The following is a 24,230-nucleotide window of genomic DNA, read 5'->3' on the forward strand; positions in this document are numbered from 1 at the left end:
TGGAAACAGGTGCAACCAGTATAAGGAGTGGGTGTGGCATTTCAATGAATATTCCTTGCACAGATCACCTGTCGCCGCTTTTCTGCATAAGCTCAATGCAGTTCACTGCCAGTTTGCGAGAGGTCCATCGTGCTTATCCGTCATAAGTTGATCCTGAATACCGTGCTGGTTGCCGTTGCCATGCTGGTACTGAGCGGCCTGTTTATCTACTCCAGCCAGGTGCACCGTCACCTGACCGAAGCTCAGCGCAATATCGACCAGCTGGAGATCGCCATGCTCAACCTGCGGCGGGCCGAGAAGGATTTTCTGATCCGCAAGGATATGACCTTCGTCGAGCGCTTCAATCAGGGGCTGTCAGACTTTCACCAGCACAATCGGGAGCTGGTGACCGATGACAATCTGGCGGCTGTCGAGGGGGAGCTGACCAGACTGGATCAGCAGATCAGCGGTTATGGCAAAGCCTTCAACGATCTGGTGGCCCAGCAGCAGAAAATTGGTCTGGGGCCGGAGGAAGGGCTCTATGGCAAGCTGCGGGCGGCGGTGCATGAGGTGGAGAATGGGCTCAAGCAGCTGGATCAGCAGGGGTTGCTCATCACCATGTTGCAGCTGAGGCGGGCGGAGAAAGACTTCATGCTTCGCTCCGATATCCAGTATCTGGAGCGTTTCGAGACCTTGCACAAGAGTTTTCAGGATAGCCTTGCCACTTTGCCGGAGGGGGATCGCGGCAGGTTGGAGCAGGCCAGCAAGCAGTACCGGCAGGACTTTGTGGCGCTGGTGCAGGGGATGCAGGTACTGGGGCTGAAAGAGGATGAGGGGCTGCGCAACCAGATGCGGGATCTGGTGCATCAGACCGAACAGGGGTTTGCCGCCGTCGATCAGCACATTGTCGCTGAGCTGGAGCGGCAGAGCGCTCGCCTCAACAGCCTGATGCTGGTCTGTGGCGGGGTGATTGTGGTGCTGATCGGCATCATGAGCGTGTTGCTGGGGCGCAGCATCGACCGTCCCATTACTCAGGTGAATGATACCGTCAACCGCATTCGCCAGGATAATGACCTGCGACTGAAGATAGAGCTGCGCGGGGCAGATGAAATGGCCCAGCTGGCAGGCAATCTCGACGTGATGCTGGGCGGGTTTCGCAACCTGATTGGCGATGTGAAGCAGAGCGTGCACACCCTGACCGAAGCGGCGGATCACCTCTCGGCCAACGTCAAACGCACCAGCGAAGGGGCGGCGCGCCAGCTGCAGGAGACCGACATGGTGGCGACCGCGTCCACAGAGATGGGCTCCACCATCGAAGAGATCGCCCGCAACACCGAGCAGGCGGCCAACAATGCGCAGGCGACCAACAACAAGGCGATGGAGGGGCGGACTGCGGTCGAGAATACTGTCGAGCAGATCCGCTCGCTGGCAGGCAATCTGGAGAGTTCATCCCGCGAGGTAAGCCAGCTGCAAAAAGAGAGCGAGACCATCGGCTCCGTGCTCGATGTGATCCGCGGCATTGCCGAGCAGACCAACCTGCTGGCCCTCAACGCAGCCATCGAAGCTGCCCGGGCAGGGGATCAGGGACGTGGTTTTGCGGTGGTGGCCGATGAGGTGCGCAATCTGGCCATCCGTACCCAAAAATCGACCCAGGAGATCGCCGGCATCATCAGCTCGCTGCAGAAACAGACCGGCAGCATCGTCGAGGTGATGGCGACCTGCCGCGAGCAGGGCAACCGCAGCTCGGATCAGGCCAGTACCGCAGGGGAGTTGCTGGGGCAGATCACTCAGGATGTTACCAACATCATGGACATGAGCACCCAGATTGCTGCGGCTATCGAACAGCAGAGTCTGGTGGCCAACGAGGTGAACCGCAACGTCAACAACATCCGCGACATCGCCCAGGAGTCGAGCATCATGGCAGAGGAAAATGCGAGATCCAGCGAGGGCCTCAACGAGCAGGCCCAGCTGCTCAACAAGGCGGTGGCAAAATATCGGGTTTAGTGAGCGGACTGGCATCCTTATGAGGTTTTTGCACCAGAGTGGCAATGATTTGATCGTAATGGCTGTTATTGGGGAAATTCGCTCATATAATCGCCGCCACTATGATGATTCGGAAGGATTCGATGGCAAAGTTGCTGGTGGCCGTATTCGGGCTGCTCTGTTCCTGTCTGGTGTTGGCAGGATCGGCGCCTCAGGCTACCCCACTCAAGCCCGGTATGGAGCCGCTACTCAGCTGGTTCAACGGGGCCTTTACGAGCCGGGAGCAGGCCAGTTACGACAGCCGCTTTACCAGTGCCGAGCTGCGCCTGATGGAGATCTGGCCCGGCTATCAGGGCTATCGCTGGGTCTATGCCGAGCAGTATCTGAGCATGCGCTCCGTCCGTCCTTTCCGCCAGCGCATCTATCGCTTCTCACCTGCTCCTGACGGGCGGATCCTGATGGCAGAGCTGACTATGCCCCGTGCCACCGATTTTGCCGGTGCCTGGCATGATCCCGCCCTGCTCGACAGTCTGACCCCGCAGCAGCTCTCCTTGCGCCACGGTTGCGAGATCTGGCTGACCCGTACCCCCTCCGGCGAATATGCCGGTCATACCCGGGTGGGCCATTGCTCCACCGATTTTGGTGGTGCCACAACGCTGGTGCAGCATATCTGGATTGGCCCCGATAGCGTCAGATTGCTGGATCGCGCCTATGACAACGCAGGGAGTCCGCGCTGGGGTAGCCCGGGTGAGGGGTATGTCTATTTGCGTCGTTCCAAAGGATTTGGCCAGTAGGGGAGAGTGCGTCTGGCTGCGGGAACATGAAGGATGATAAACAGGGATCGTAAAAAAGGCGCCCATTGGGCGCCTTTTTCAGAATTCTTCAGAAGTAAAATTACTTCTTGGTGGTCATCGCACCGAAACGCTTGTTGAACTTGTCTACGCGGCCGCCGCTAGAAACTTCTTTCTGCTTGCCGGTGTAGAACGGGTGGCACTCGGAGCACACGTCCAGGTTCAGATCTTTACCGATGGTAGAGAAAGTGTTGATGACGTTACCGCAAGAGCACTTGGCGGTGATGGCTACGTAGTCAGGATGGATACCAGCTTTCATGGACAACCTCAATTAATAGGCCGTGTCGCCATCCGATCTCTTGTCGGACACCACACGATTGTTGAACACAGTTTCAAAGGCTGCGAATAATATAGGAAATGCCTGATATCAGGCAAGTGGCTTCGCAGAAAAAATAGGCAACCCCTGGTGAATTCTTCCCAAACGCTGGATCTGGTTCGTGTCGCTGTCCCGGTACCGTTACGCCGTCACTTCGACTATCTCTCTCCCCTGCCGTTACCTGCCCCCGGTTGCCGGGTCGAGATCCCTTTCGGTCCCCAGACCCTGGTCGGGCTGGTGGTGGATCATCCGGCTGACAGCCAGGTGCCCCGCAACAAGCTCAAGCCCATCAAACGGGTATTGGACACGGCACCGGTGCTGGGGCCGGATATTCTGGCGCTGATGAACTGGAGCGCCAGCTACTACCAGCATCCGCTGGGGGAAGTGCTGCCCCATGCCCTGCCGGTGTTGGTGCGCAAGGGGGAGCCAGCCGCCTATCGGGAGCTGGAGTTCTGGTTTGCTACTGAGGCCGGCATGGCCATCGACCTTAACGAGCTCAAGCGGGCGGCCAAGCAGCAGCAAGCGCTCGCCCTGCTGCGCAAGGGGCCGCAGACCCCCTCCGCCCTCAAACAGGAGGAGATCCAGAGCGCCGCACTCACCGCGCTGGAGAAGAAGGGGCTACTGGAGAAACGCTCGCTGGAGCCGAGCCACGATGGCGATTGGGCTGCCCGCTTTGAGCCGGGGGAGGGGCTGCGCCTCAATGGCGAGCAGGCGCTGGCCGTCTCCGCCGTTACCAGCCAGAGCGACAAGTTCGGCGCCTTCCTGCTCGATGGCATCACCGGTTCCGGCAAAACCGAGGTGTATTTAAGCATCCTCGAGCCGTTGCTCAAGGCGGGCAAGCAGGCGCTGGTGATGGTGCCGGAGATCGGTCTCACCCCGCAGACCATCAACCGCTTTCGCCGCCGCTTCAACGTGCCTGTGGTGGCGATGAACTCCGCCATGAACGATCGGGAACGGCTCGAGGCCTGGCTCGCCTGCCGCGACGGCGGCGCCGCCATCCTGATCGGCACCCGCTCCGCGGTGTTCACCCCGTTTCACAACCTCGGCATCATAATCATCGACGAAGAGCACGACGGCTCTTTCAAGCAGCAGGACGGTTTTCGCTACCACGCGCGGGATCTGGCGGTGATGCGGGCTCATCGTGCCGGTATCCCGATCCTGCTTGGCTCGGCCACCCCGTCGCTGGAGACGCTGCACAACGCCCGCACCGGCAAGTATCACCATCTCACCCTGACTCGCCGTGCCGGTAACGCCCAGACCGCCCGTCAGGTGATCCTGGATATCAAGAACGTGCGGCTGCAGGCCGGGCTCTCCCCCCAGCTGGAGCAGCTGATGGCAGAGCATCTGGCGGCGGGCAATCAGGTGATGCTGTTTCTCAACCGCCGTGGCTATGCCCCGGCTCTGATTTGCCACCAGTGCGGCTGGAGCGCCGCCTGTGAGCGTTGCGATGCCTGGTACACCTGGCATCAGGCCGGACGACGGCTGCACTGTCATCATTGCGACAGCGTGCGCCCCTTGCCCCACCACTGCCCCGAGTGTGGCAGCAACGAGCTGATCGGGTCGGGAGTGGGCACCGAACAACTGGAACAGCTGCTCACCACGGTTTTCCCGCAATATCCCGTAGTGCGCATCGATCGGGACAACACCCGCCGCAAGGGGGTGCTGGAGACTCACCTCGGCGACATCAAGGCGGGTAAGTACAAGATCCTGATCGGCACCCAGATGCTGGCCAAGGGCCACCACTTTCCGGACGTGACGCTAGTGGGCCTGCTGGATGTGGATGGTGCCCTGTTCAGCGCCGATTTTCGCGCCGCCGAGAAGCTGGCCCAGCTCTACACCCAGGTGGCGGGCCGTGCCGGTCGTGCCAGCAAGCCCGGGCTGGTGGTGTTGCAGAGCCACCATCCGGAACATGCCCTGCTGCAGGATCTGACCCAGAATGGCTACGGCCACTTCGCCGATACGGCGTTGAAAGAGCGCCGCCTGTTGGGGCTGCCGCCGTTCAGCTATCAGGGGCTGTTCCGCGCCGAGGCCAATGGCCGTGACGAGGTGCAACTGTTCCTCGCCCGCCTCGCCGATACCCTGCGCAGCGCCCGCTATCCCCACGTTCAGGTGCTGGGGCCCATCAGCGGCTTTATGGAGCGCAAGGCGGGCAAGTTCCGCATGCAGTTGCTGGTGCAGGGGCCGAACCGGGCACCGCTGGCCCAACTGCTGGATTGGGCGGTGAAGGAGCTGGAAGGCTGGCCTGAGACCAAAAAGGTGCGCTGGAGTCTGGATATCGACCCCACCGAGCTGAGTTGATGGTGCCGGAGCCGGTCGCTGGCAGTTATCGTCAGCGACCGGTTTTGCCATGCGGGTGCGGGGTTCAGACCCGCAGATCGATCTGCTGCACCCAGCCTCCCTTACCCTGTTCGGTGAGATAGAGGCCGGATTGGCGCAGCACCCCCTGATTGCCGCTCTCCCCCAGATGGGTGAAGGGGGTGTCGAGGGGGCGCAGCAGGATGGCGCCGATCCCCAGTTCGACCAGAGCTATAGGTGCGTGCTCCGGATGCCAGAACTGCAGGGCTGAAAACTGGCTATCCCCCTCATCCAGCACCCCGTTGCCATCCTCATCCAGGGTTGCCAGCTCGCCGAAGCCATTGCCGGAGCGAGCACCAAACAGCTCGCCCCCATCGTCTATGGTGCCGTTGCCATTGCGATCCAGCGCCACAAAGCCGCTGCCTTCACTCAAGCCCGGCAGGCTATCCTCTTTGCCATCCTGATCAATATCGAAAGTGACCCGTGCCTCGGTCAGATCGGCAATCTTGCCATCCAGACTGAGCACCAGCGGATCCTTCAGGGCATTGAGGGTGGTGCGCCGCTGGCTCACCTCCAGCTGGCGCCAGTCGAGAACAAAGCCGAGATCGAGCTGAATAGTCTGACCATCCTGAGTCGCTACGCTGGCCGATGTCACCACGTTGAGCTGCTCCTGTTGCAGCAGGGTGTCTGTCACCTCCACCAGTTGATCCGGCTCGGCGGCCTGAGCTGCGGCTTCTCCTTGGGTCACCCCTTCGCCCCCCTCTTCGGTGGGCTTGATCGGCTTGGGCAGCTCGATTTCGTGGCCCAGCATCGCCTCGATCATCAGCTTGATCAGCCGCTGGCGGTTATCCAGCCCATCGTCGGGAATGCCATCCTGCTCTTTGCCGACGTCCGCTGCGGGCGGGGCGGGAGGTGTTGCTGCTGGCTGACTGGCGGCGGATTGCCTCGCGGTTTGCAGCGTCAGGGCGCTGGTGAGGGTCAGGGTGCTGCTGCGTTCGCTGGCCACTGCCGTGTTGTTGCCTCCCGGTGGATTAACGGCGGGTGGCACGGGCCCGAGGTTGCGCACCTTGCGGCTCCGGGCCTGTTGTTGCCGGTATTGCACCTCCCCCTGGAGGTCGTAGTGATCGATGCGCATACATTCGCCCTCGGCGCTATACATCTGGTCAGTTATCGACCGGTTAGTGAGCAGGGCTTAACACCAAATCGGACTAATCAGGGAGGTGGTTAGTACTAGGTTGCAAGGTGGTGGCGTGGCAGGATGATGGGCATGCGGGTGCTAGCCCGTTTGCCCCAGCGCAGGGCGCAACATGTGAAGAGGAAGAGAAGATGAGAAATTGTCTGGTGATGGGAGCGGCAGGCTATATTGGTTCCTATCTGGTGCCTCACCTGCAAACGCTGGGCTACAGGGTGATTGCCGGGGCGCGCCGTCCCTGCCGCTTGCCTGAGGGAGTCGAGTTTCGCCTCGCCGATAGCCTCAAGCCGATCACCTTGCTGCCTGCGCTGGCGGGCATCGATACCGTCTTCTATCTGGTACATGCCATGGGGGCGGGGGCCGATTTTCACCGGTTAGAGCAGCAGGGGGTAAAGAACTTCGCTGCCGCTGCCCGCGCAGCCGGGGTGCGTCGCATCATCTATCTCGGGGCAATCCAGCCCGAGCAGTGCAACAGCCGCCATCTCAACTCCCGCCGCCACTGTGGCGAGCTGTTTCGCGACTCCGGTGTGCCGACGGTGGAGCTGCGCGCCGGCATCATCATCGGGCCCGGTTCGGCGGCGTTCGAGGTGATGCGGGATCTGGTGTTCAACCTGCCGATGATGGTGACGCCCAAATGGGTGCGCTCGCGCACGCCGCCGATTGCGCTGTCCAACCTGCTGCACTATCTGGGTGGGCTGGTGGAAGCCGACGAGGTGGATGGCCGCATCTTCAATGCGGTCGGCCCCGAGCTGCTCAGCTATCAGCAGCAGTTGCAGAAGTTTGCCGCCCATATCGGCAAGCGCTGCCCCATCATTCCCATCCCGTTTCTGAGCCCGCGCCTCTCTGCCTGGTGGCTGCAGTTTGTCACCTCGGTGCCGCAGCCGGTGGCCAAGGCGCTGGTGGGGGGGCTCAAGCACGATATTCCGGCCGATGATGGCCCGCTGCAGGCCCTGCTGCCACAGACTCTGCTCAGCTTCGACGATGCGCTGGCGGAGAGTCTGGCGCTGGAGCAGAAGCTGGGTGCCGAGCAGCAGGGGCAGGAGACGCCGCTTGGCCTGCGCTGGCGCCATCCCGAATATGGCTTCTACGACCGCACCGCCAGCGGCGAGGCCATCTGTCTCGCCTCTCCCGAGGTGGTGTGGCAGGTGTTGCAGCAGCTGGGGGGTGAGCAGCGTTACTTCTACATGAACCAGCTGTGGGTGGTGCGCGAATGGATGGATCATCTGATCGGCGGCCCGGCCCGCACCCGTGGCCGCACCAATCCGGATCGTTTCGTGAAGGGGGATATGCTCGACTCCTGGCAGATCCTCGGGGTGGATGAGGGGCGCAGGCTTGATCTCTTGTTCAACATGAAGGCCCCGGGCGTCGGGCGGCTGGAGTTCAACATCCTGCCGGAGGAGTCCGGGTTGACCCGCATCCGGGTCACCGCTCACTGGCATCCGCAGGGCGCCTGGGGGCTGGCCTACTGGCTCGCCATGCTGCCGTTCCACCTCTTTATCTTTCAGGGGATGACCGAAGCCATCGCCCGTCAGGCCGAGGCGAGGGCAGGTATCCCGGTGATGGATTAACCCTCTTCACATCATTCCCGCTGATAGAGTGCCCCGTTCGGGGCATTTTTTATGCGGCGGCCATGCCCGGTTATGACAGATAGTGGTAGGCGTCTTATGGCAAAGGCTGGCATCATGCCGCGGTCTTGTTTACCGCGGATAGATAATCAGTCAGAAAAAGAAGGGATTATGAAGAAAAAACCGTCAATTTTGGGGGGCGCCTGCATCATTGCCAGCGTCTGCGTGGGAGCCGGCATGCTCGGTCTGCCGAGTTCGGGGGCGGGGGCCTGGACCCTCTGGTCGGTGCTGGCACTGACCGTCACCATGGTGATGATGACCCTCTCCGGCTGGATGTTGCTGGAATCCTTCCAGCACCACGACATGCGGGTCTCCTTCAATACCGTGACCCGCGAGCTGCTGGGGGAGAAGCTCAATCTCCTCAACAACCTCTCGGTCTACTTTGTTGGCGGCATTCTGCTCTACGCCTATATCACCTCCTCCGGTGCCATCCTGCAGGGGATTCTGGGGATCGACAGCAAGCTCGCGTCCGTGCTGTTCGTGGCACTCTTCTCTGCGGTGGTGTGGCACTCGACCCGCGCCGTTGACCGCATCTCTGTGGTGCTGATCGCCTTCATGATCCTCAGTTTCGCCCTCGGTGTGGCCGGGCTGCTCGGCAGTATCAAGCTGCCGACCCTGCTCGATCTGGCGGGCAGCGAGAGTCGCTACGCCCCCTATGCCATGGCGATGCTGCCGGTGGCGCTCACCTCGTTCGGCTATCACCACTCTGTGGCCTCTCTGCGTGCCTACTACCAGAACGAGCAGCAGGCCAGATGGGCCATTCTGGGGGGAACCCTGATCGCGCTGGCGCTCTACGTGCTCTGGCTGCTGGGGATCTTCGGCAACCTGCCCCGTCAGGATTTTGCCCCCGTGATTGCCAAGGGGGGGGACGTGAGTGTGCTGCTCTCCGCGCTTTCAGGGGTGATCGAATCGGAGAAGGTGGCCAGCGCCATCAACGGCTTCTCCATGGCGGCCATTCTCTCCTCCTTTATCGGGGTGGGGCTCGGGGTGTTCGACTATATGGCTGATCTGTTCAAGTTCGACAACAGCCGCGCCGGTCGCTGCAAGACCTGGGCGGTCACCTTCCTGCCGCCGCTGCTGCTCTCCCTGCTCTTCCCGTTCGGTTTCCTGCTGGCCATCGGTTATGCCGGTGCCGCCGCCACCATCTGGACCTGCATCATTCCGGCACTGCTGGTGCTGCGCACCCGGGCGCGGGCCGAGCGGGGCGAAGTGACACCCCACTTCGTTACCCCTGGTGGCAAGCTGATGGCCTGGTTGCTGATCCTGTTCGGATTGGCGACCGCGCTGTTCCACTTCCTGTCGATGGCAAATCTGTTGCCGGTCTATCTGGGCAACTGAGTCAGGTCTACAGCACTGACAGAAAGGGCGGCAAGGCCAACTTGCCGCCCTTTTTGCTCCATTTTTACCCCACATGGCAGGATCTATAACTAAAGTGGTAGTTGTTGGTGGGGTAAGTTGCTGAAATAACTGGTCTGATCTGGCTAATGGCAGCATGATCTGCTGGGCATGCCCACCGCTTTCTTTTATGATCCCCGCCCTTCTGCGTGCCCCCTGCCGGCACCTCATTTGCACCAACCACATCGGGGTCCCCCATGTCCGATCTGCGTCAAGAAGCACTCGATTACCACGCTCAGCCCGTACCGGGCAAAATTGCCATCGCCCTGACCAAGCCTGCCGAAACCGCCCGCGATCTGGCGCTGGCCTACAGCCCGGGTGTCGCCGAGCCGGTGCGCGAGATCGCCGCCAACCCGGCCGATGCCTACCGCTATACCGGCAAGGGCAACCTGGTGGCCGTCATCTCCAACGGCACCGCCATTCTGGGGCTGGGTAATCTGGGGCCGCTGGCCTCCAAGCCGGTGATGGAGGGCAAGGCCCTGTTGTTCAAGCGCTTCGCCGGTATCGACGCCATCGACATCGAGGTGAAGCACGAGACCAGCCAGCAGTTTATCGACACGGTGGCGGCCATCGCCGATACCTTCGGTGGCATCAATCTGGAAGATATCAAGGCGCCGGAGTGTTTCGAGATTGAAGAGGCGCTGATCGCGCGCTGCGACATTCCGGTGTTCCACGATGACCAGCACGGTACCGCTATCGTCACCGCCGCCGGTCTGCTCAATGCGCTGGAAGTGCAGGGCAAGCAGATCAGTGACAGCCGCATCGTCTGCATGGGGGCGGGGGCTGCCGCCACCGCCTGCATGGATCTGCTGATCAAGTGTGGCGCCAGGGCGCACAACATCTTCATGCTGGATCGTCAGGGTGTGATTCACACCGGCCGCAGCGATCTCAACAAGTACAAGCAGCGTTTCGCCAACGAGACCCCGCTGCGCACCCTGATGGATGTCATCGAAGGGGCGGATGTGTTTGTCGGTGTTTCAGGCCCCGACGTGTTGCCCGCCGAAGCGGTCGCCCTGATGGCGCCCAATCCGGTGATCTTCGCCTGTTCCAACCCGGATCCCGAGATCAAGCCGGCGCTGGCCCACGCGGTGCGCAGCGACCTCATCATGGGTACCGGTCGCTCCGACTACCCGAACCAGATCAACAACGTGCTCTGTTTCCCCTTCATCTTCCGCGGTGCCCTCGATGCCCGCGCCAGCCGCATCAACGATGCCATGAAGATTGCCGCGGTCGAGGCGATCCGTGCGCTGGCCAAGGAGCCGGTGCCGGCCGAGGTGCTGACCGCCGCCGGGGTGAGCGAGCTGGCCTTCGGCAAGGATTACGTCATTCCCAAGCCGATGGATGCCCGTCTGCTGCCGCGGGTTGCCCGCGCCGTGGCGCTGGCGGCGGTGGCCTCCGGCGTCGCCCGCATCGAGCTGCCCGCGGACTACATGCTGTAATCCGGCGTTGCAAACGGCCCCTTTATCGGGGCCGTTTTTATCTCTGCTTCTGGCGACAGCCAGAGACGCCAGCCGGGCGACAGGTTGGGGCAGATGGAGGCAAATCGGGTGCAAAGGTGGTCAAACAGCGCTCTCCTCTGACACAATATTGCCACTATGACGCTAACGAGAATCAAGATGCAGCAGCCTGTCAGCGGCCGTTTGGCCCACGCCCTCTCCTTCTTGCGCCATGATGGTCGCCACTTTGCCCAGTTTGTCTGGGGCCGTTTCCAGCAGGACAGATTGACGGTCACCGCCGGTTATCTGGCCTATGTCACCCTGCTTTCGCTGGTGCCGATGATCGCCGTGGTCTTTGGCATGATGTCCGCCTTCCCGGTGTTCCAGAGCCTCAAGCAGGCGATGGAGCAGTTCGTCTACCACAACTTCGTGCCGACCGCGGGCGATATGCTCAAGGAGTACATCGACGGCTTCGTCGCGAATGCCACCAACACCACTGCTGTGGGGATTGGGGCGCTGGTGGTGGTGGCGTTGATGCTGATCTCCGCCATCGACAAGAACCTCAACTACATCTGGCGCTCGACCCAGGGCCGCCCGCTGGCGCAGGCCTTTGCCATGTACTGGATGATCCTGACCCTGGGGCCTGTGCTTATCGGGGCCAGTATCGCCATCTCCTCCTATATCTTCTCGCTGCGGCTGTTTGGCGCCGAGAGCCTGTTCGGTATCGGTTATCTGCTGTTGCGCGGTTTGCCGTTCCTCTTCTCGGTGCTCACCTTCCTGCTGGTCTATACCGTGGTGCCCAACTGCAAGGTGCGGCTGATCCACGCCTTTATCGGTGCGCTGGTAGCGGCGATCCTGTTCGAGCTGGCCAAGCGCGGCTTTGCCATCTACATCACCAACTTCCCCTCCTATCAGGCCATCTACGGCGCGCTGGCTACCATCCCGATCCTGTTTGTCTGGGTCTATCTCAGCTGGCTGGTGGTGCTGTTGGGGGCTGAAACCACAGCCTGCCTCGGTGAATATGAGAAACCGGCGAGTGAGGAGCTGGGCTAAGCCATCGCCTTGCCCACCGGTTTATTGGTAGCATCGACGACCGCCCCTGCAAGGGGGCGGTCGTTCTGTTTTCAAAGGAGAGGGATGTGATTGCATTGATTCAGCGGGTCAGCGAGGCCAGCGTGACTGTCGAGGGGGAGGTGACCGGCGCCATCGGTCAGGGATTGCTGGTACTGCTCGGGGTAGAGCAGGGGGATGACGAGGCCAAGGCCGACAAGTTGCTGCATCGGGTCAGTGGTTATCGCATCTTTCCGGATCAGGAGGGCAAGATGAACCTGAATGTCAGCCAGATCGGCGGCAGTCTGCTGGTTGTCTCCCAATTCACGCTGGCGGCGGATACCAAGCGAGGGATGCGTCCCAGCTTCTCCTGCGGTGCTCACCCGAGCGAGGCCGAGCGGCTCTATGACTACTTCGTGGCCAAGGCTTCCGCCAGCGGCATCCCGACCGAAACCGGCCGTTTTGCCGCCGACATGAAGGTGGCGCTGGTCAACGAGGGGCCGACGACCTTCTGGCTACAGGTCTGAGGATGTTTCGTCCCGCGGTGTGACGTGGACGATCACGTTGATAAGCCCCACAACCGGATAGGGGGTGGCGGGGCCAATCCACTGTTCTATCAGTGTCAGGGCGTGGGTTAGCTCCAGTTCGGTGCGTGGCAACAGGTTGATGACCAAAGTGCCGTTCAGCCGGGGGGCCAGCGTCCGGTAGAGCCGCTCCTGAAACAGCAGCAGCGGGTTGCCATCCTGACTGAAGAGATCGAGCAGGATGAGGTCGTACTGCTGCTCGCTCTGCTCCAGAAAGGCGAGGGCATCGGCCTGATGGAGTGCCGGAGCGGCGTGTTCATCGCTCTCCTGATGCTGGAAAAACTGCTGATAAACGGTCAGCACCTCTTCGTCGAGGTCAACGCACTCGTGGCGGGCATCTGGCCAGCGCTGACTCAGATGGCGGGTGAGATCGCCGCCACCCAGACCCAGCTCGAGTATCTGTGTGGCCTGTTCCGGCAGCAGGCAGGCGATGACTCGCTGATGGGGTAGACAGAGAGCTGCGGGGTCGGCGAGCGACATGGCGGATTGCACCACGCCGTCTATCTCCAGCCAGCGGTGCTGGTCATTTTCCTGTACCGTGAGGCGGCGCTGGGGTTTGACGCTGAGGTGCAACAAGTGATCGGCTTGGTACGCTTGCAGATTGAAGTCCATGAATTTGCACGGCAAGATGGTTTCCGACCAGTGTAACTCAAGGATGAAACTATGTACCGGGTAGTCACCCCTCAGACAGTCGCCGAGCTGGATGCCTACTACCAGTTGCGCTGGGAACTTCTGCGTAAACCCTTCAATCTGCCCGTCGGTTCCGAGCGGGACGAATACGACACGGTCGCCATTCACCGGCTGATGCTGGCACCCGATGGTACCCCCATCGCAGTGGGCCGCCTCTTTATCGGCGGCGACGAGGCACAGATCCGCTTTATGGCGCTGCGGCCCGAATATCGCGGCCAGGGGCTGGGTGCCCAAATGGTGGAAGATCTCGAGCAGTTGGCCCGCAGCGAGAAGGTGAAACGGCTGGTGATGAACGCCCGTCAGGAGGCGGTGGAGTTCTATCGCAAGTGCGGTTTTCTCGAAGTGGGGGGCGGCCCTGTCTCATTTGGTCGCATTCCCCATCGCCAGATGATCAAATCCCTGAGCCCGTTGCAGACCATCCAGTACCGGCCGGAGTGGTGTCAGGATCTCACCACCCGCTGGTCGCGCGGGGTACCCATCAGCGAGAAGATGGGGATGCACATCAGCCACTACGATGGCCAGACTTTCCACCTCAAGGCCAATCTGGCGGCCAACTTCAACGTGCATGGCAGCATGTTCGCCGGCAGTGTCTATAGCCAGTGCGTGCTGGCGGGCTGGGGGCTGATCTGGCTGCAGCTTAAAGAGGAGGGGCTGGTGGGCGAGCCGGTGTTGGCCGAAAGTACCATCAAATATCATGGCCCGGTCGATGAGGAGCCGGAGGCGCGGGTGGCCCGCGAGGGGATGCCCGCCGTGCTGCAGCCGCTCAAACGGGGCGAGCCTGCCACCTTCAGCCTCAAGATCCAGCTGTTCAGCGGCAGCAAACTGGCGGCGGAGTTCTGCGGCCACTACGTGGTGCAGCCGCCCCGCCGTCCGGGCCAGTAACTGCATCGTTTCCCCATCAAACAACAAGGCCTCATCATGAGGCCTTGTCTGTTTTTACCCTTGCTGGCTGTCGCTTGTCTGCCCGGCTTGGGTCTGCACTTGGGCTTTCGGCGCGGGAGCCGGTCGCCAGAGCGGCGCACTGTTGCCTTGCGGCGGATAGCGTACTCCCACTTCCCAGCCGCAGGCGTCCTGCTTCTGCGGGAAGCTCCAGGCCAACGTGGGGGCAGTTAGCGGCCCGCGCCACTGGCCGAGCAGCTCGGCGCAGCGGTTACCATTGAGGATCCCCAGATCCAGCTGCCATTGCTCGTTGACCAGATCGATCCCCCCTTGCAGCGCCAGCAGATGAGTGATGGTGGAGGCGCCAGCCTGCTCGATCTGCAGTTGCCCCTTGTCGATCTTGCCCTGCAGCTTGACGCGGTAGAAGGGGGTGTCGCCCTCCTGCATCGCCTGCCACAGCTGATCCGGCGTCAGGGTGGGCGGGGTCGCGCCCTTGAACCACTCATCCAGCAGGGGATCTATCTTCACCTTGTCCCAGAATGGCTCGTCGGCATCGAGGGCAAAGCTGCCCTGAAGGCTCTGGCGCCACTCGCCCGCCGTCTTGCCCTGTTCGGCTTGCAGGTCGGCACTCACGTCCGCCTTGCCGGCGAAGGAGACAGGGGAGTGGAATATCTTGCCCCACTGTTGCAGATCCAGCTTGGTCGCCTGCAGCTGCAGGCGGCTGCTCTGGCCCGGTTCGCGGCCCCACTGGCCACTCAGGCTGAGGGTGCCCTCATCCGGCAGCGAGCTGGTGAGCTTGCCCAGCTGCCAGGAGCTGGGGGTCAGCTCCCCATCCAGCTCGCCGTTGCGAGCGCTGAGGCCATCCCACACCAGCTCGAACCACTTGCTCTCGATACGGGCTCGGCCGAGCAGTGGGCCGGGCTGGTTATTGCGCAGGGCGAGATCGCTCAGATAGAGCTGCCAGCCGGTCAGCGACAGGGGCATGGTATCGTCGAAGGAGAGCACCTTGAGTTTGTCGAACGCCAGCTTGCGGATATCGACCTGCTGCGGGCGCCAGCTCTGCCAATCCTGCCACCACCCCTGTGGCAGGCTGATATCCATGCCGCTCAGCGCCACGTCTTTCAGGGTCAGCTTCTGCTGCTGGTTATCGAGGGAGAACTCGACATTGAACTCCCCTTCATAGGCCTTGCCCTGCAGTTCGCCGTCGATCTGCTGGGGTGAGAAGGCGAGCTTGCCCTTGATCTCCTCCAGCTGGAACAGGCCGCGGCCCATGTCGCCCAGGGTGCCGCTCAGATAGCCGGTGGGCTGGTTGCCCGCCTGCCAGTTGAAGGCGGTGAGCTGGCCGCTGAAGTTGTTGAAGGAGAGCTCCTGATTGATGTCGTTGAGGCTGACGCCGTCCAGCTGGCCGCGATCCAGCGACACGCTTTGCAACGGGAAGCGCTGCGGGAAGCCTTGTTGTGTCAGATCCCCCAGCTCCACCCGTATGCCGCGTGCCTTGAGGTCATGCAGTTGCAGGGTGCGGGCGGGCCAGTCCAGCACCATGCCGGTCTCCAGCAGACCGTCGAACAGGTTGGTCACCAGCTTGTCGCTGCGCAGCACTTCTCCTTCCAGCCGTCCTTGCAGGTTGAGACGGGCGAAGGTGAATTGCGGGGTCTCCAGCTGGCCGATATTGAGGCTCAGGTTGGCCTGCGGCTGCCGTTTCGGGTCGATCAGCTCCCAGTCACTCAGGGTGGCATTGAGGCCGCGCAGGGTCAGCTCGGGGCTTTCCAGACTGAGCCGGTCTATGGTGCTGTCGCTGATGGTGAGGGAGTGCACCGGCAGGTTCGGCAGCTGGTTGGGCAGCGGCAGCTTGATGGCGGGACGGATCAGATCGAGATGGGCGATGCGCACGTCGCGGCTCAGCCAGTCGATGCTCTCGATCTCCAGATAGATCTTGTCGAGTGAGACTGCATCGCCGTAGCGTACCTGCTCTGCCAGCAGGGTGTAGGGGTGGAGCGGGTTGAATACCAGCCGTCCTATGGTGACCGGCACACCGGTCTGCTGGCTGATCCAGCTGGCGATGGGGCCTTTGGCGCGCTCGGCGTCGAACAGGCCGAGGGCAACCCAGACAAACAGCAGCAGGAAGGCGAAGGTGTAGAGCAGGCCGCGTAGCCAGGAATTCATGGGTGCTTTCCTCCTGTTTTGGGATTGGTTGTCAGGCGTTTGAGTAGTGGTCTCGCAGACCGAGCCAGCGCCGTATCAAGGGTTCGACATGACTCGGATGCCTATCCATAAGGACATGTGCCCATCTTCTGCATCTACCTCGATCAGGCATTGGAATAGTGATCCCGTAAGCCGAGCCAACGGCGAATCAAGGGTTCGACATGGCTTGGGTGCCTATCCATCAGGAAGCGCGCCATTTTTTGCACCTGCGGAATAAGCGGCTGATCCCGCACCAGATCGGCGATCTTGAGGTCGGCCAGACCGGTCTGGCGAGTGCCGAGCAGTTCCCCCGGGCCGCGCAGTTCCAGATCGCGCTGGGCGATCAGGAAGCCGTCGTTGGTCTCCCGCAGCACCCCGAGTCGGCTCTGGGCCGTCTTGGACAAGGGGGCATGATAGAGCAGCACGCAGTGAGAGGCCACCGCACCCCGGCCAACCCGGCCGCGCAGCTGGTGCAACTGCGCCAGCCCGAGACGTTCCGGGTTCTCGATGATCATCAGGCTGGCGTTGGGCACATCCACCCCCACCTCGATGACGGTGGTGGCGACCAGCAGTTGCAGTATGCCCGCCTTGAACTCCTCCATCACCCGCTGTTTCTCGACCGGCCGCATCCGGCCATGTACCAGCCCGATATGCAGGCCGGGCAGCAGGGTCTGCAGCTCGGCGGCGGTATCCTCGGCAGCCTGACACTCCAGCACCTCCGACTCCTCGATCAGGGTGCAGACCCAGTAGGCCTGCTTGCCCTCGGTGCAGGCGAGCTTGACCCGTTCGATCACATCGCCACGACGACTGTCGGGCAGCGCGACTGTGGTGATGGGGGTGCGGCCCGGCGGCAGTTCGTCGATGACCGAGGTGTCGAGGTCGGCATAGGCGGTCATCGCCAGGGTGCGGGGGATGGGGGTGGCGGTCATGATGAGCTGATGAGGATGTACCCCTTCACGCTCCCCTTTCTCACGCAGGGCGAGGCGCTGATGCACCCCGAATCTGTGCTGTTCATCGATGATGACCAGCGCCAGACGCTGGAACACCACCTGCTCCTGAAAGATGGCGTGGGTGCCCACCACCATCTTGACACTGCCATCTTTGATCGCGGCCAGCGACTCTTCCCGCGCCTTGCCTTTCTGTTTGCCAGCCAGCCAGCCGACTCCGATGCCGAGCGGCTCCAGCCACTTGGCGAAGTTGATGGCGTGCTGTTCCGCCAGCAGCTCGGTCGGTGCCATCAGCCCCACCTGACAACCGTTGCCGATAGCTTGCAGGGCGGCCAGCGCCGCGACCAGGGTCTTGCCGGAGCCCACATCCCCCTGCACCAGCCGCATCATGGGGTGGCTCTGTTGCAGATCCTTACTTATCTCCGCTACTACCCTGCTCTGGGCGCCGGTGGGCTTGAACGGCAGGGCGCCGAGCAGTTGTTCAACCAGCGCGGGCGCCGGTTTGAGGGCGCGGGCCAGCTGGGTTTGCGCCTGAGCGCGCACCTTGAGTACCGAGAGGTTGTGAGCCAGCAGCTCCTCCAGTACCAGTCGCTGCTGGGCCGGATGCTGGCCGCTTTCCAGCAGCGGCAGTGCCACCGAGGGGGGCGGGCGATGCAGCAATTTCAGAGCTGCGGCCAGCTCAATCTGGTGGGGATAGAGGCCGGCGGGCAGCAGCTCCTCCACGCCATAGAGGTCGAGCTGGGCCAGCGCCTGATCGGTGAGGTTGCGCAGGGTGAGCTGGCGCAGCCCTTCGGTAGTCGGGTAGACGGGGGTGAGCGCCTCTTCGGTCTGACCGGCCTGCTCCTCGCCGAGCAGCTTGTACTCGGGATGGGCCATCTCCAGCCCGTATTTGCCGGGGCGCACCTCGCCAAAGCAGCGGATCAGGCGGCCCGCCGCCAGACTGTTTTTCTGGGCGGCGGTGAAGTTGAAGAAGCGCAGGGTGAGGGTGCCGGTGCCATCGCTGATGCGACAGACCATCATGCGGCGGCGCCCCATCACCAGCTGAGTGTCCTGGATCTCCCCCTCGACGGCGCCGTGCAGGCCGGGCGGCAGATCGCCGATGGGCCACACCTGGGTGCGGTCCTCGTAGCGCAGGGGGAGGTGGAACAGCAGATCCTGTACCGTGGCCAGCCCCAGCCGCTCGAGCTTCTCCAGCATCTTGCTGCCGACACCCTTGAGGCTATCGAGAGGAATTTTATCCAATTTCATCAATTAGATGCCCGAAAACACTGTAAATATGTCCAGATGATAGGGGTTGTTGAGGGGCCGATGCAAGCCGAGTTGCTGCTGGCAGGGCCGCCAAGGCGGGGGAAACGGCGGATATAACAAAGGCCTGCCGAAAACGGGAGGCCTCTGTGTTGTTGCCAACAGGCAAGGTGCGGGCGCATGGCGCCCAAGGTCAGATAATCCGCTTGAGCAGCAGATGAGCCTTGACCCTGTGGATCCGTCCCAGCAGCTTGCGCACCTGTTCCGGGTAGTCCTGGATCTGCTCAACCTGATCGAAGTGGCTGATCCGCTTGGTGTTGGTCAGGATGTTCTCCCGCTCCGCGTTGAACTGGGGACGCAGCAGGTGGCGACGATCGTGTACCAGCAGGCCGTTCTCCAGATCCAGCGCCCAGGCGCGGGGGTTGAGGTTGTTGCCGGTGAGCAGGGCCCACTCGTCATCCACGAAGATCCCCTTGAGATGGTAGGAGTTGCGCTCGCAACACCAGAGCATCAGGTTGAGGCGACCGTCGTCGATGTGGCGCTGGTTACGCTCGGCAAACTTGCGCAGGTTGGTCTCGTAGAGATAGGGCAGGCCACCGATAGTGGAGAACTTCTCTTCCGGCGGAATGAAGAAATCGTTGGCGGTCTTGTCGCCCACTACGATGGTCACCTTGCAACCGCGCTGCAGCAGATCCTCGATATCCTTGCTCAACTCCTTGGGCGGGTTGAAGTAAGGGGTACAGATGAAGATCTCCCGCTCGGTGGCGCGCACCAGATTGCGGATCATCAGGTTGAGCTGGTTGTTGCGCTTGCCCAGACCCACCATGGGGATGACAGCCACTTCCTGAGTGTTGACCGGCATGGTGCTGAAGCGGTACTGGCTCTGGCGCAGGTTCTGCTTGAAGCGGCGGATTGGCCCCTTCAGCTGTTTGGCGCTGGGGATGTCGCTGTGATCCAGTCGCTGCACCGCGTCGCTCTTCACGAACAGGTCATCCACATAGTTGACCATGCTGCGGGCCAGCTCCGGGCTGGTGATCTGGTGATAGCGATCGAAGCGGTAGCGATCCTGCTGGTGCAGGTAGATGTCGTTGAGGCTGGCGCCGGAGTAGAGCACCACATCATCGAAGATGAAGCCCTTGAGGTGGAGCACGCCGAGCAGCTCGCGCCCTTTGACCGGCACGCCGTAGATTTCGATCTGGTGCTCGTGTTCGGCAGCCATGGCCTGATACATCAGGTGGTTGCCGCCCTGCTTGCCTTTGCCGATCAGGCCGCGCTGGGCACGGTGGAAGTCGACGAACAGCTTGATGTCGAGGGCCGGATTGCGCTGCTTGGCGGCGTAGAGGGCGGAGAGGATCTCCCGACCTGCTTCGTCATCCTGCAGATAGAGCGCGACCAGATAGATGCGCCGGGTGGCACTGGCGATAAGCGCAAGAATGCGGCGTTTGAAATCCTGGGCGCTGTAGAGCACTTCAAACTGATCCGCTGCGACGGCGATCTGGGGCAGGCGCGCCAGCAGTTGTCGATAATGGGCCGATGAATGCATAGATAAACCTGAAATCACGGGGTTAAGCGTTCCACTCGGAGCGATGAATAGGCGATTCTAGCAATCTCGCCCTCTCAGCCAAAGAAAGAATCGTCAGAAAGATGAAAAAGGCCTCACGAGTGAGGCCTTTTTGTCAGCATTTCGCCCTTGTCAGAGGAAGCTGTAGATGATCATCGCCATCACGCCGCCGGTGGTGCCGATGATGGTCTCCATCACGGTCCAGGTCTGCAGGGTCTGCTTCTCGGTGAGGCCGAGGTAGCGGTTGGCCAGCCAGAAACCGGAGTCGTTGACGTGGGAGAGCACGATGGCACCGCCGCCGATAGCGATGGTGACGGCAGCCAGCTGGGCACCGTTCAGACCGAGGGGCTCCAGCATCGGCAGCACCAGACCACAGGCGGTCAGCATGGCGACGGTGGCGGAGCCCTGAATCACCCGTACCGCAGCGGCCAGAATGAAGGCCAGCGCGACGATGGGCAGACCGGAATCGGCCAGCATGTTGCCAAGGGCAGCACCCACACCGGAATCAACCAGCACCTGCTTGAACACGCCACCGGCACCGGTCACCAGAATGATGACGCCTGCCGGCTGGATGGCGCTGTTGCAGACGCTCATCACCTCGTCACGGGACATGCCACGGCGAATACCCAGCAGATAGAAGGCGGCCAGACAGGCGACCATGATGGCAGTGAAGGGGTGACCGATGAACTCCAGCCAGTTGTGCAGGGTGGAGCCCGCCTCGACGAAACGACCGACGATGGTCTTGAGGCCGATCAGCAGCAGCGGCAGACCGATGAGGCCCATGGCCAGCCCGAAGGAGGGCAGGGATTTGCTGTCATCGTGGACGCTGTTCTGGGCATCGGCAGGCAGCGGCACATCGACGATCTTGCTGATGAAGTCACCGAACAGCGGGCCCGCCAGGATCAACGCCGGCACGGCGGCGATCAGGCCGAACAGGATCATGTAGCCGAAGTCGGCACCCAGCTGGGATGCCACCAGGATCGGGCCCGGCGCCGGAATAAGGAACGCCTGACAGGTGGCGATACCGGCCAGCAGGGCGATACCGATCTTCACTACGCTGCCGCCGCCACGACGGACGATGGCGAAGGCGACGCCGATTAGCAACACCACGGCCACGTCAAAGAAGAGCGGCAGGGCGCAGACAAAGCCGGTCAGGGCCATGGCCCAGTTGGCGCGCTTGACGCCGAACTTGCCGAGCAGAGTGTGGGCTACCCGGTCGAGGGCACCGGTCACTTCCATCACCTTGCCGAACATGGCGCCCAGCGCCACCACCACAGCGACGAAACCGAGGGTGCCACCCATCCCTTTCTGGATGGTGGCGGCGATATCGGCCGGGTTCATGCCAGCGGCGAGACCCGCCACCATGGAGACCAGGATCAGGGCTACCACGGCGTGGAGCCGGGCCTTCATCACCAGGAAGAGCAGCAGCACAATCGAGCCGGCGGCTGTCATGATCAGGGAGAGGTCAGACATTGTTATGCGTTCCTTTTTCCAAGTTCAGTCGTGACACCTTGCCGATCCGTCGGCAAACCATATCTTTATGATTTATTTAGATTTATGGCAAGGGCTCAACATCATATGCCCAGGTGACTATGGGTTTGCTCAGTCTGTGGCAGACTTCACATTTTCAATCGTTACCGGTAACATGTTACCGGTAACGTGTTAGATTAGAACCCATCAACAGCTGGTTTTTTGAAAAGTGGGACAGAGGTCAAATTATGGCGGGTAAGTGCATTATCGTGATGGGTGTGTGTGGTAGCGGCAAATCCAGCGTGGGTCTGAAAGTGGCCGAAGCGCTGGGCGCCAAGTTCATCGATGGTGATGACCTGCACCCCAAGGCCAACATCCAGAAGATGGCTGGCGGCAACCCCCTCAACGATGAGGATCGTGCCCCCTGGCTGGAGCGGATCCGCGACGCCGCCTACAGTCTCGAGCAGAAGAACGAGACCGGCATCATTGTCTGTTCCGCCCTCAAAAAGAAGTACCGCGACCAGATCCGCGAAGGCAACGAGTCGGTCAGCTTCATCTTCCTCGATGGCAGCCAGCCGCTGATCCTCGAGCGGATGCGTGCCCGCAAGGGCCACTTCATGCGTGAAAGCATGGTACAAAGTCAGTTCGATACTCTGGAGCGCCCGGATGGCGAAGCCGGTGTATTCCACATTGATATAGACGGCACCTTCGAACAGGTGGTTGACCGCGCCGTCACAGCATTGGAGCAAGCCCAATGATTCATCAGGTAATTTCCGACGTCACCGCTCGCATCCGCGAGCGCAGTGTCGCCCGTCGTCAGGCATTTCTGGCCCGCATCCAGCGTCAGGCAGAGCAGGGCAAGACCCGCGCCGCGCTGGCCTGTGGCAACCTGGCTCACGCCGTGGCCGCCTGCAGCAGTGACGAGAAGGGTCGCATTCTCGATATGACCCGCGCCAACGTCGGCATCGTCACCGCCTACAACGACATGCTGAGCGCCCATCAGCCCTATCAGGGCTATCCGGATCAGATCAAGGCAGTGCTGGCCGAGCTGGGCCACAGCGCCCAGGTTGCTGGCGGCGTGCCCGCCATGTGCGACGGCGTGACTCAGGGTCAGCCGGGGATGGACATGTCCCTCTTCTCCCGCGACCTGATCGCCCAGGCGACCGCGCTGTCGCTCTCTCACAACACCTTTGATGCCACCCTGCTGCTCGGTATCTGCGACAAGATCGCTCCGGGCCAGATCATGGGGGCCCTCTCCCACGCTCACCTGCCGACTGCATTTGTTCCTGCTGGCCCGATGGCGAGCGGCATCAGCAATGACGAGAAGGTGAAGGTGCGTCAGAAGTACGCTGCCGGTGAAGTGGGCCGCGACGCCCTGCTGCAGATGGAGTGCGGCGCCTACCACGCGGCAGGCACCTGTACCTTCTACGGCACTGCCAACACCAACCAGCTGGTATTCGAGGCTATGGGCCTGATGCTGCCGGGCTCCGCCTTTGTGCATCCGCATAGCGAGCTGCGCCGTGCCCTGACCGCCGAAGCGGCCCGCCGCATCAGCGCCATGATCCCGGGTTCTCCGGCCTATCGCCCGCTGAGCGAAGTGCTGGATGAGCGCTCGCTGGTCAACGGTCTGGTGGCCCTGCTCGCCTCCGGCGGCAGCACCAACCACAGCATCCACATGGTGGCGCTGGCCCGCGCGGCCGGTCTGGTACTGACCTGGGATGACATCAGCGATCTCTCCGACGTGGTGCCGCTCTTGGTTCGCATGTACCCGAACGGCCCGGCCGACGTCAACGCCTTCGAACAGGCAGGCGGCGTGCCCGGCCTGATGCGCCGTCTGGCGCAAGAGAGGCTGATCCACATGGATGCCACTCCGGTCTTTGGCGAGATGCAGGATTACCTCAGCCGTCCGGCACTGGTCGATGGCCAGCTGGTATGGCAGCCGGTGGGCGAGAGCGGCGACGCGAGCGTGTTGTCGCCTTCCGGTAGCGTGTTCCAGGCCACCGGCGGCACCAAGCTGCTGGCGGGCAATCTGGGCCGCGCCGTGGTCAAGGTCTCCGCCGTGGCTCCCGAGTATCGGGTGATTGAAGCACCAGCGCGGGTCTTCTCCTCCCAGCATGCGGTGGAAGCGGCCTACAAGGCGGGCGATCTCAATCAGGATGCCGTGATCGTGGTGCGCCACAATGGACCGGCCGCCAACGGTATGCCGGAGCTGCACAAGCTGATGCCGGTGCTCGGCAACCTGCAGAAGGCGGGCTACAAGGTGGCGCTGGTCACCGATGGCCGTCTCTCCGGTGCCTCCGGCAAGATCCCGGCCGCCATCCACGTCACCCCGGAAGCGCTGCACGGCGGGGCCATTGGCCTGCTGGCCGACGGCGATCTGCTGCGGGTTGATGCGGTAAACGGCAGCCTCGACTGCCTGACCGATTTGAGTGGCCGTACCCAGGCCGAGATTGACCTCACTCTGGAACAAGAGGGGTGGGGCCGTGAACTGTTCAGCGTGATGCGTCGCGCGGTATCGAGCGCCGAGTGTGGCGCCACCATCTTTGACTAA

At 62.0% G+C, this 24,230-nt stretch carries 18 protein-coding genes; 11 read left to right on the forward strand and 7 right to left on the reverse strand.

Annotation, left to right across the window (positions count from 1 at the left end; translation table 11 throughout):
• Positions 1 to 129: 129 nt before the first annotated feature.
• Together ACB035_RS10010 and ACB035_RS10015 are read left to right on the forward strand one after the other, a co-directional pair.
• Complete coding sequence (locus ACB035_RS10010; protein ID WP_103250823.1) at positions 130 to 1,983, forward strand: methyl-accepting chemotaxis protein; 1,854 nt, start codon at positions 130 to 132, stop codon at positions 1,981 to 1,983.
• 122 nt (positions 1,984 to 2,105) lie between these two features.
• A complete protein-coding gene (locus tag ACB035_RS10015; protein ID WP_021230765.1) occupies positions 2,106 to 2,756 on the forward strand; it encodes a chromophore lyase CpcT/CpeT in 651 nt (216 codons plus the stop codon).
• 100 nt (positions 2,757 to 2,856) lie between these two features.
• Here ACB035_RS10015 and rpmE read toward each other — a convergent pair whose 3' ends face one another.
• A complete protein-coding gene (gene rpmE / locus ACB035_RS10020) occupies positions 2,857 to 3,072 on the reverse strand; it encodes a 50S ribosomal protein L31 (RefSeq protein ID WP_005340673.1) in 216 nt (71 codons plus the stop codon).
• 147 nt (positions 3,073 to 3,219) lie between these two features.
• Between rpmE and priA the strand changes: the two genes are divergently transcribed.
• Complete coding sequence (gene priA / locus ACB035_RS10025) at positions 3,220 to 5,427, forward strand: primosomal protein N' (protein ID WP_371167199.1); 2,208 nt, start codon at positions 3,220 to 3,222, stop codon at positions 5,425 to 5,427.
• A 64-nt stretch (positions 5,428 to 5,491) separates the two neighbouring features.
• Here the strand turns inward: priA and ACB035_RS10030 are convergent, their stop codons facing one another.
• Positions 5,492 to 6,583: a hypothetical protein gene (locus ACB035_RS10030; RefSeq protein WP_371167200.1), complete on the reverse strand. Its 1,092-nt coding sequence runs from the start codon at positions 6,581 to 6,583 to the stop codon at positions 5,492 to 5,494.
• 167 nt (positions 6,584 to 6,750) lie between these two features.
• Between ACB035_RS10030 and ACB035_RS10035 the strand changes: the two genes are divergently transcribed.
• The 5 genes from ACB035_RS10035 to dtd all read left to right on the forward strand — a co-directional run bounded on the left by ACB035_RS10035 (position 6,751) and on the right by dtd (position 12,649).
• A complete protein-coding gene (locus ACB035_RS10035; protein WP_371167201.1) occupies positions 6,751 to 8,184 on the forward strand; it encodes a DUF2867 domain-containing protein in 1,434 nt (477 codons plus the stop codon).
• A 168-nt stretch (positions 8,185 to 8,352) separates the two neighbouring features.
• Positions 8,353 to 9,579 (forward strand): aromatic amino acid transporter, encoded by a 1,227-nt coding sequence (locus ACB035_RS10040; protein ID WP_371167202.1) that lies wholly within the window; start codon positions 8,353 to 8,355, stop codon positions 9,577 to 9,579.
• A gap of 254 nt (positions 9,580 to 9,833) precedes the next feature.
• On the forward strand, positions 9,834 to 11,075 hold the full coding sequence (locus tag ACB035_RS10045) for a malic enzyme-like NAD(P)-binding protein (RefSeq protein ID WP_144715657.1): 1,242 nt from the start codon (positions 9,834 to 9,836) through the stop codon (positions 11,073 to 11,075).
• Between the two features lie 177 nt (positions 11,076 to 11,252).
• On the forward strand, positions 11,253 to 12,125 hold the full coding sequence (locus ACB035_RS10050; protein WP_040069668.1) for a virulence factor BrkB family protein: 873 nt from the start codon (positions 11,253 to 11,255) through the stop codon (positions 12,123 to 12,125).
• Positions 12,126 to 12,211: 86 nt separating this feature from the next.
• Entirely contained in the window at positions 12,212 to 12,649 is a 438-nt protein-coding gene (gene dtd, locus ACB035_RS10055) for a D-aminoacyl-tRNA deacylase (protein WP_005340662.1), read from the forward strand.
• Here dtd and ACB035_RS10060 read toward each other — a convergent pair.
• Positions 12,638 to 13,318, reverse strand: coding sequence for a spermidine synthase (locus ACB035_RS10060; protein WP_371167214.1), 681 nt, complete (start codon positions 13,316 to 13,318; stop codon positions 12,638 to 12,640). The two genes, dtd and ACB035_RS10060, sit on opposite strands and share 12 nt — an antisense overlap.
• 51 nt (positions 13,319 to 13,369) lie before the next feature.
• Between ACB035_RS10060 and ACB035_RS10065 the strand changes: the two genes are divergently transcribed.
• A complete protein-coding gene (locus tag ACB035_RS10065; protein ID WP_115544223.1) occupies positions 13,370 to 14,278 on the forward strand; it encodes a bifunctional GNAT family N-acetyltransferase/hotdog fold thioesterase in 909 nt (302 codons plus the stop codon).
• Between the two features lie 54 nt (positions 14,279 to 14,332).
• On the opposite strand, the gene ACB035_RS10070 is transcribed toward ACB035_RS10065, so the two are convergent.
• The 4 genes from ACB035_RS10070 to gntU all read right to left on the reverse strand — a co-directional run bounded on the left by ACB035_RS10070 (position 14,333) and on the right by gntU (position 21,682).
• Positions 14,333 to 16,438, reverse strand: coding sequence for an AsmA family protein (locus ACB035_RS10070; protein WP_371167203.1), 2,106 nt, complete (start codon positions 16,436 to 16,438; stop codon positions 14,333 to 14,335).
• A gap of 143 nt (positions 16,439 to 16,581) precedes the next feature.
• Complete coding sequence (recG, locus tag ACB035_RS10075; RefSeq protein ID WP_371167204.1) at positions 16,582 to 18,651, reverse strand: ATP-dependent DNA helicase RecG; 2,070 nt, start codon at positions 18,649 to 18,651, stop codon at positions 16,582 to 16,584.
• Positions 18,652 to 18,841: 190 nt separating this feature from the next.
• Positions 18,842 to 20,191, reverse strand: coding sequence for a CDP-diacylglycerol--serine O-phosphatidyltransferase (gene pssA, locus ACB035_RS10080; protein WP_371167205.1), 1,350 nt, complete (start codon positions 20,189 to 20,191; stop codon positions 18,842 to 18,844).
• Positions 20,192 to 20,341: 150 nt separating this feature from the next.
• Positions 20,342 to 21,682 carry a gluconate transporter gene (gene gntU, locus ACB035_RS10085; RefSeq protein WP_069527617.1) on the reverse strand — a complete coding sequence of 447 codons (1,341 nt, stop codon included), beginning with the start codon at positions 21,680 to 21,682 and terminating at the stop codon, positions 20,342 to 20,344.
• 245 nt (positions 21,683 to 21,927) lie between these two features.
• Between gntU and ACB035_RS10090 the strand changes: the two genes are divergently transcribed.
• Both ACB035_RS10090 and edd read left to right on the forward strand, forming a co-directional pair.
• Positions 21,928 to 22,437: a gluconokinase gene (locus ACB035_RS10090; RefSeq protein ID WP_005340649.1), complete on the forward strand. Its 510-nt coding sequence runs from the start codon at positions 21,928 to 21,930 to the stop codon at positions 22,435 to 22,437.
• Positions 22,434 to 24,230 carry a phosphogluconate dehydratase gene (gene edd, locus ACB035_RS10095; protein WP_371167206.1) on the forward strand — a complete coding sequence of 599 codons (1,797 nt, stop codon included), beginning with the start codon at positions 22,434 to 22,436 and terminating at the stop codon, positions 24,228 to 24,230. Before ACB035_RS10090 ends, edd begins: the two co-directional genes overlap by 4 nt.

Source organism: Aeromonas sp. S12(2024) (assembly GCF_041402305.1).
Classification (GTDB): domain Bacteria; phylum Pseudomonadota; class Gammaproteobacteria; order Enterobacterales; family Aeromonadaceae; genus Aeromonas; species Aeromonas veronii.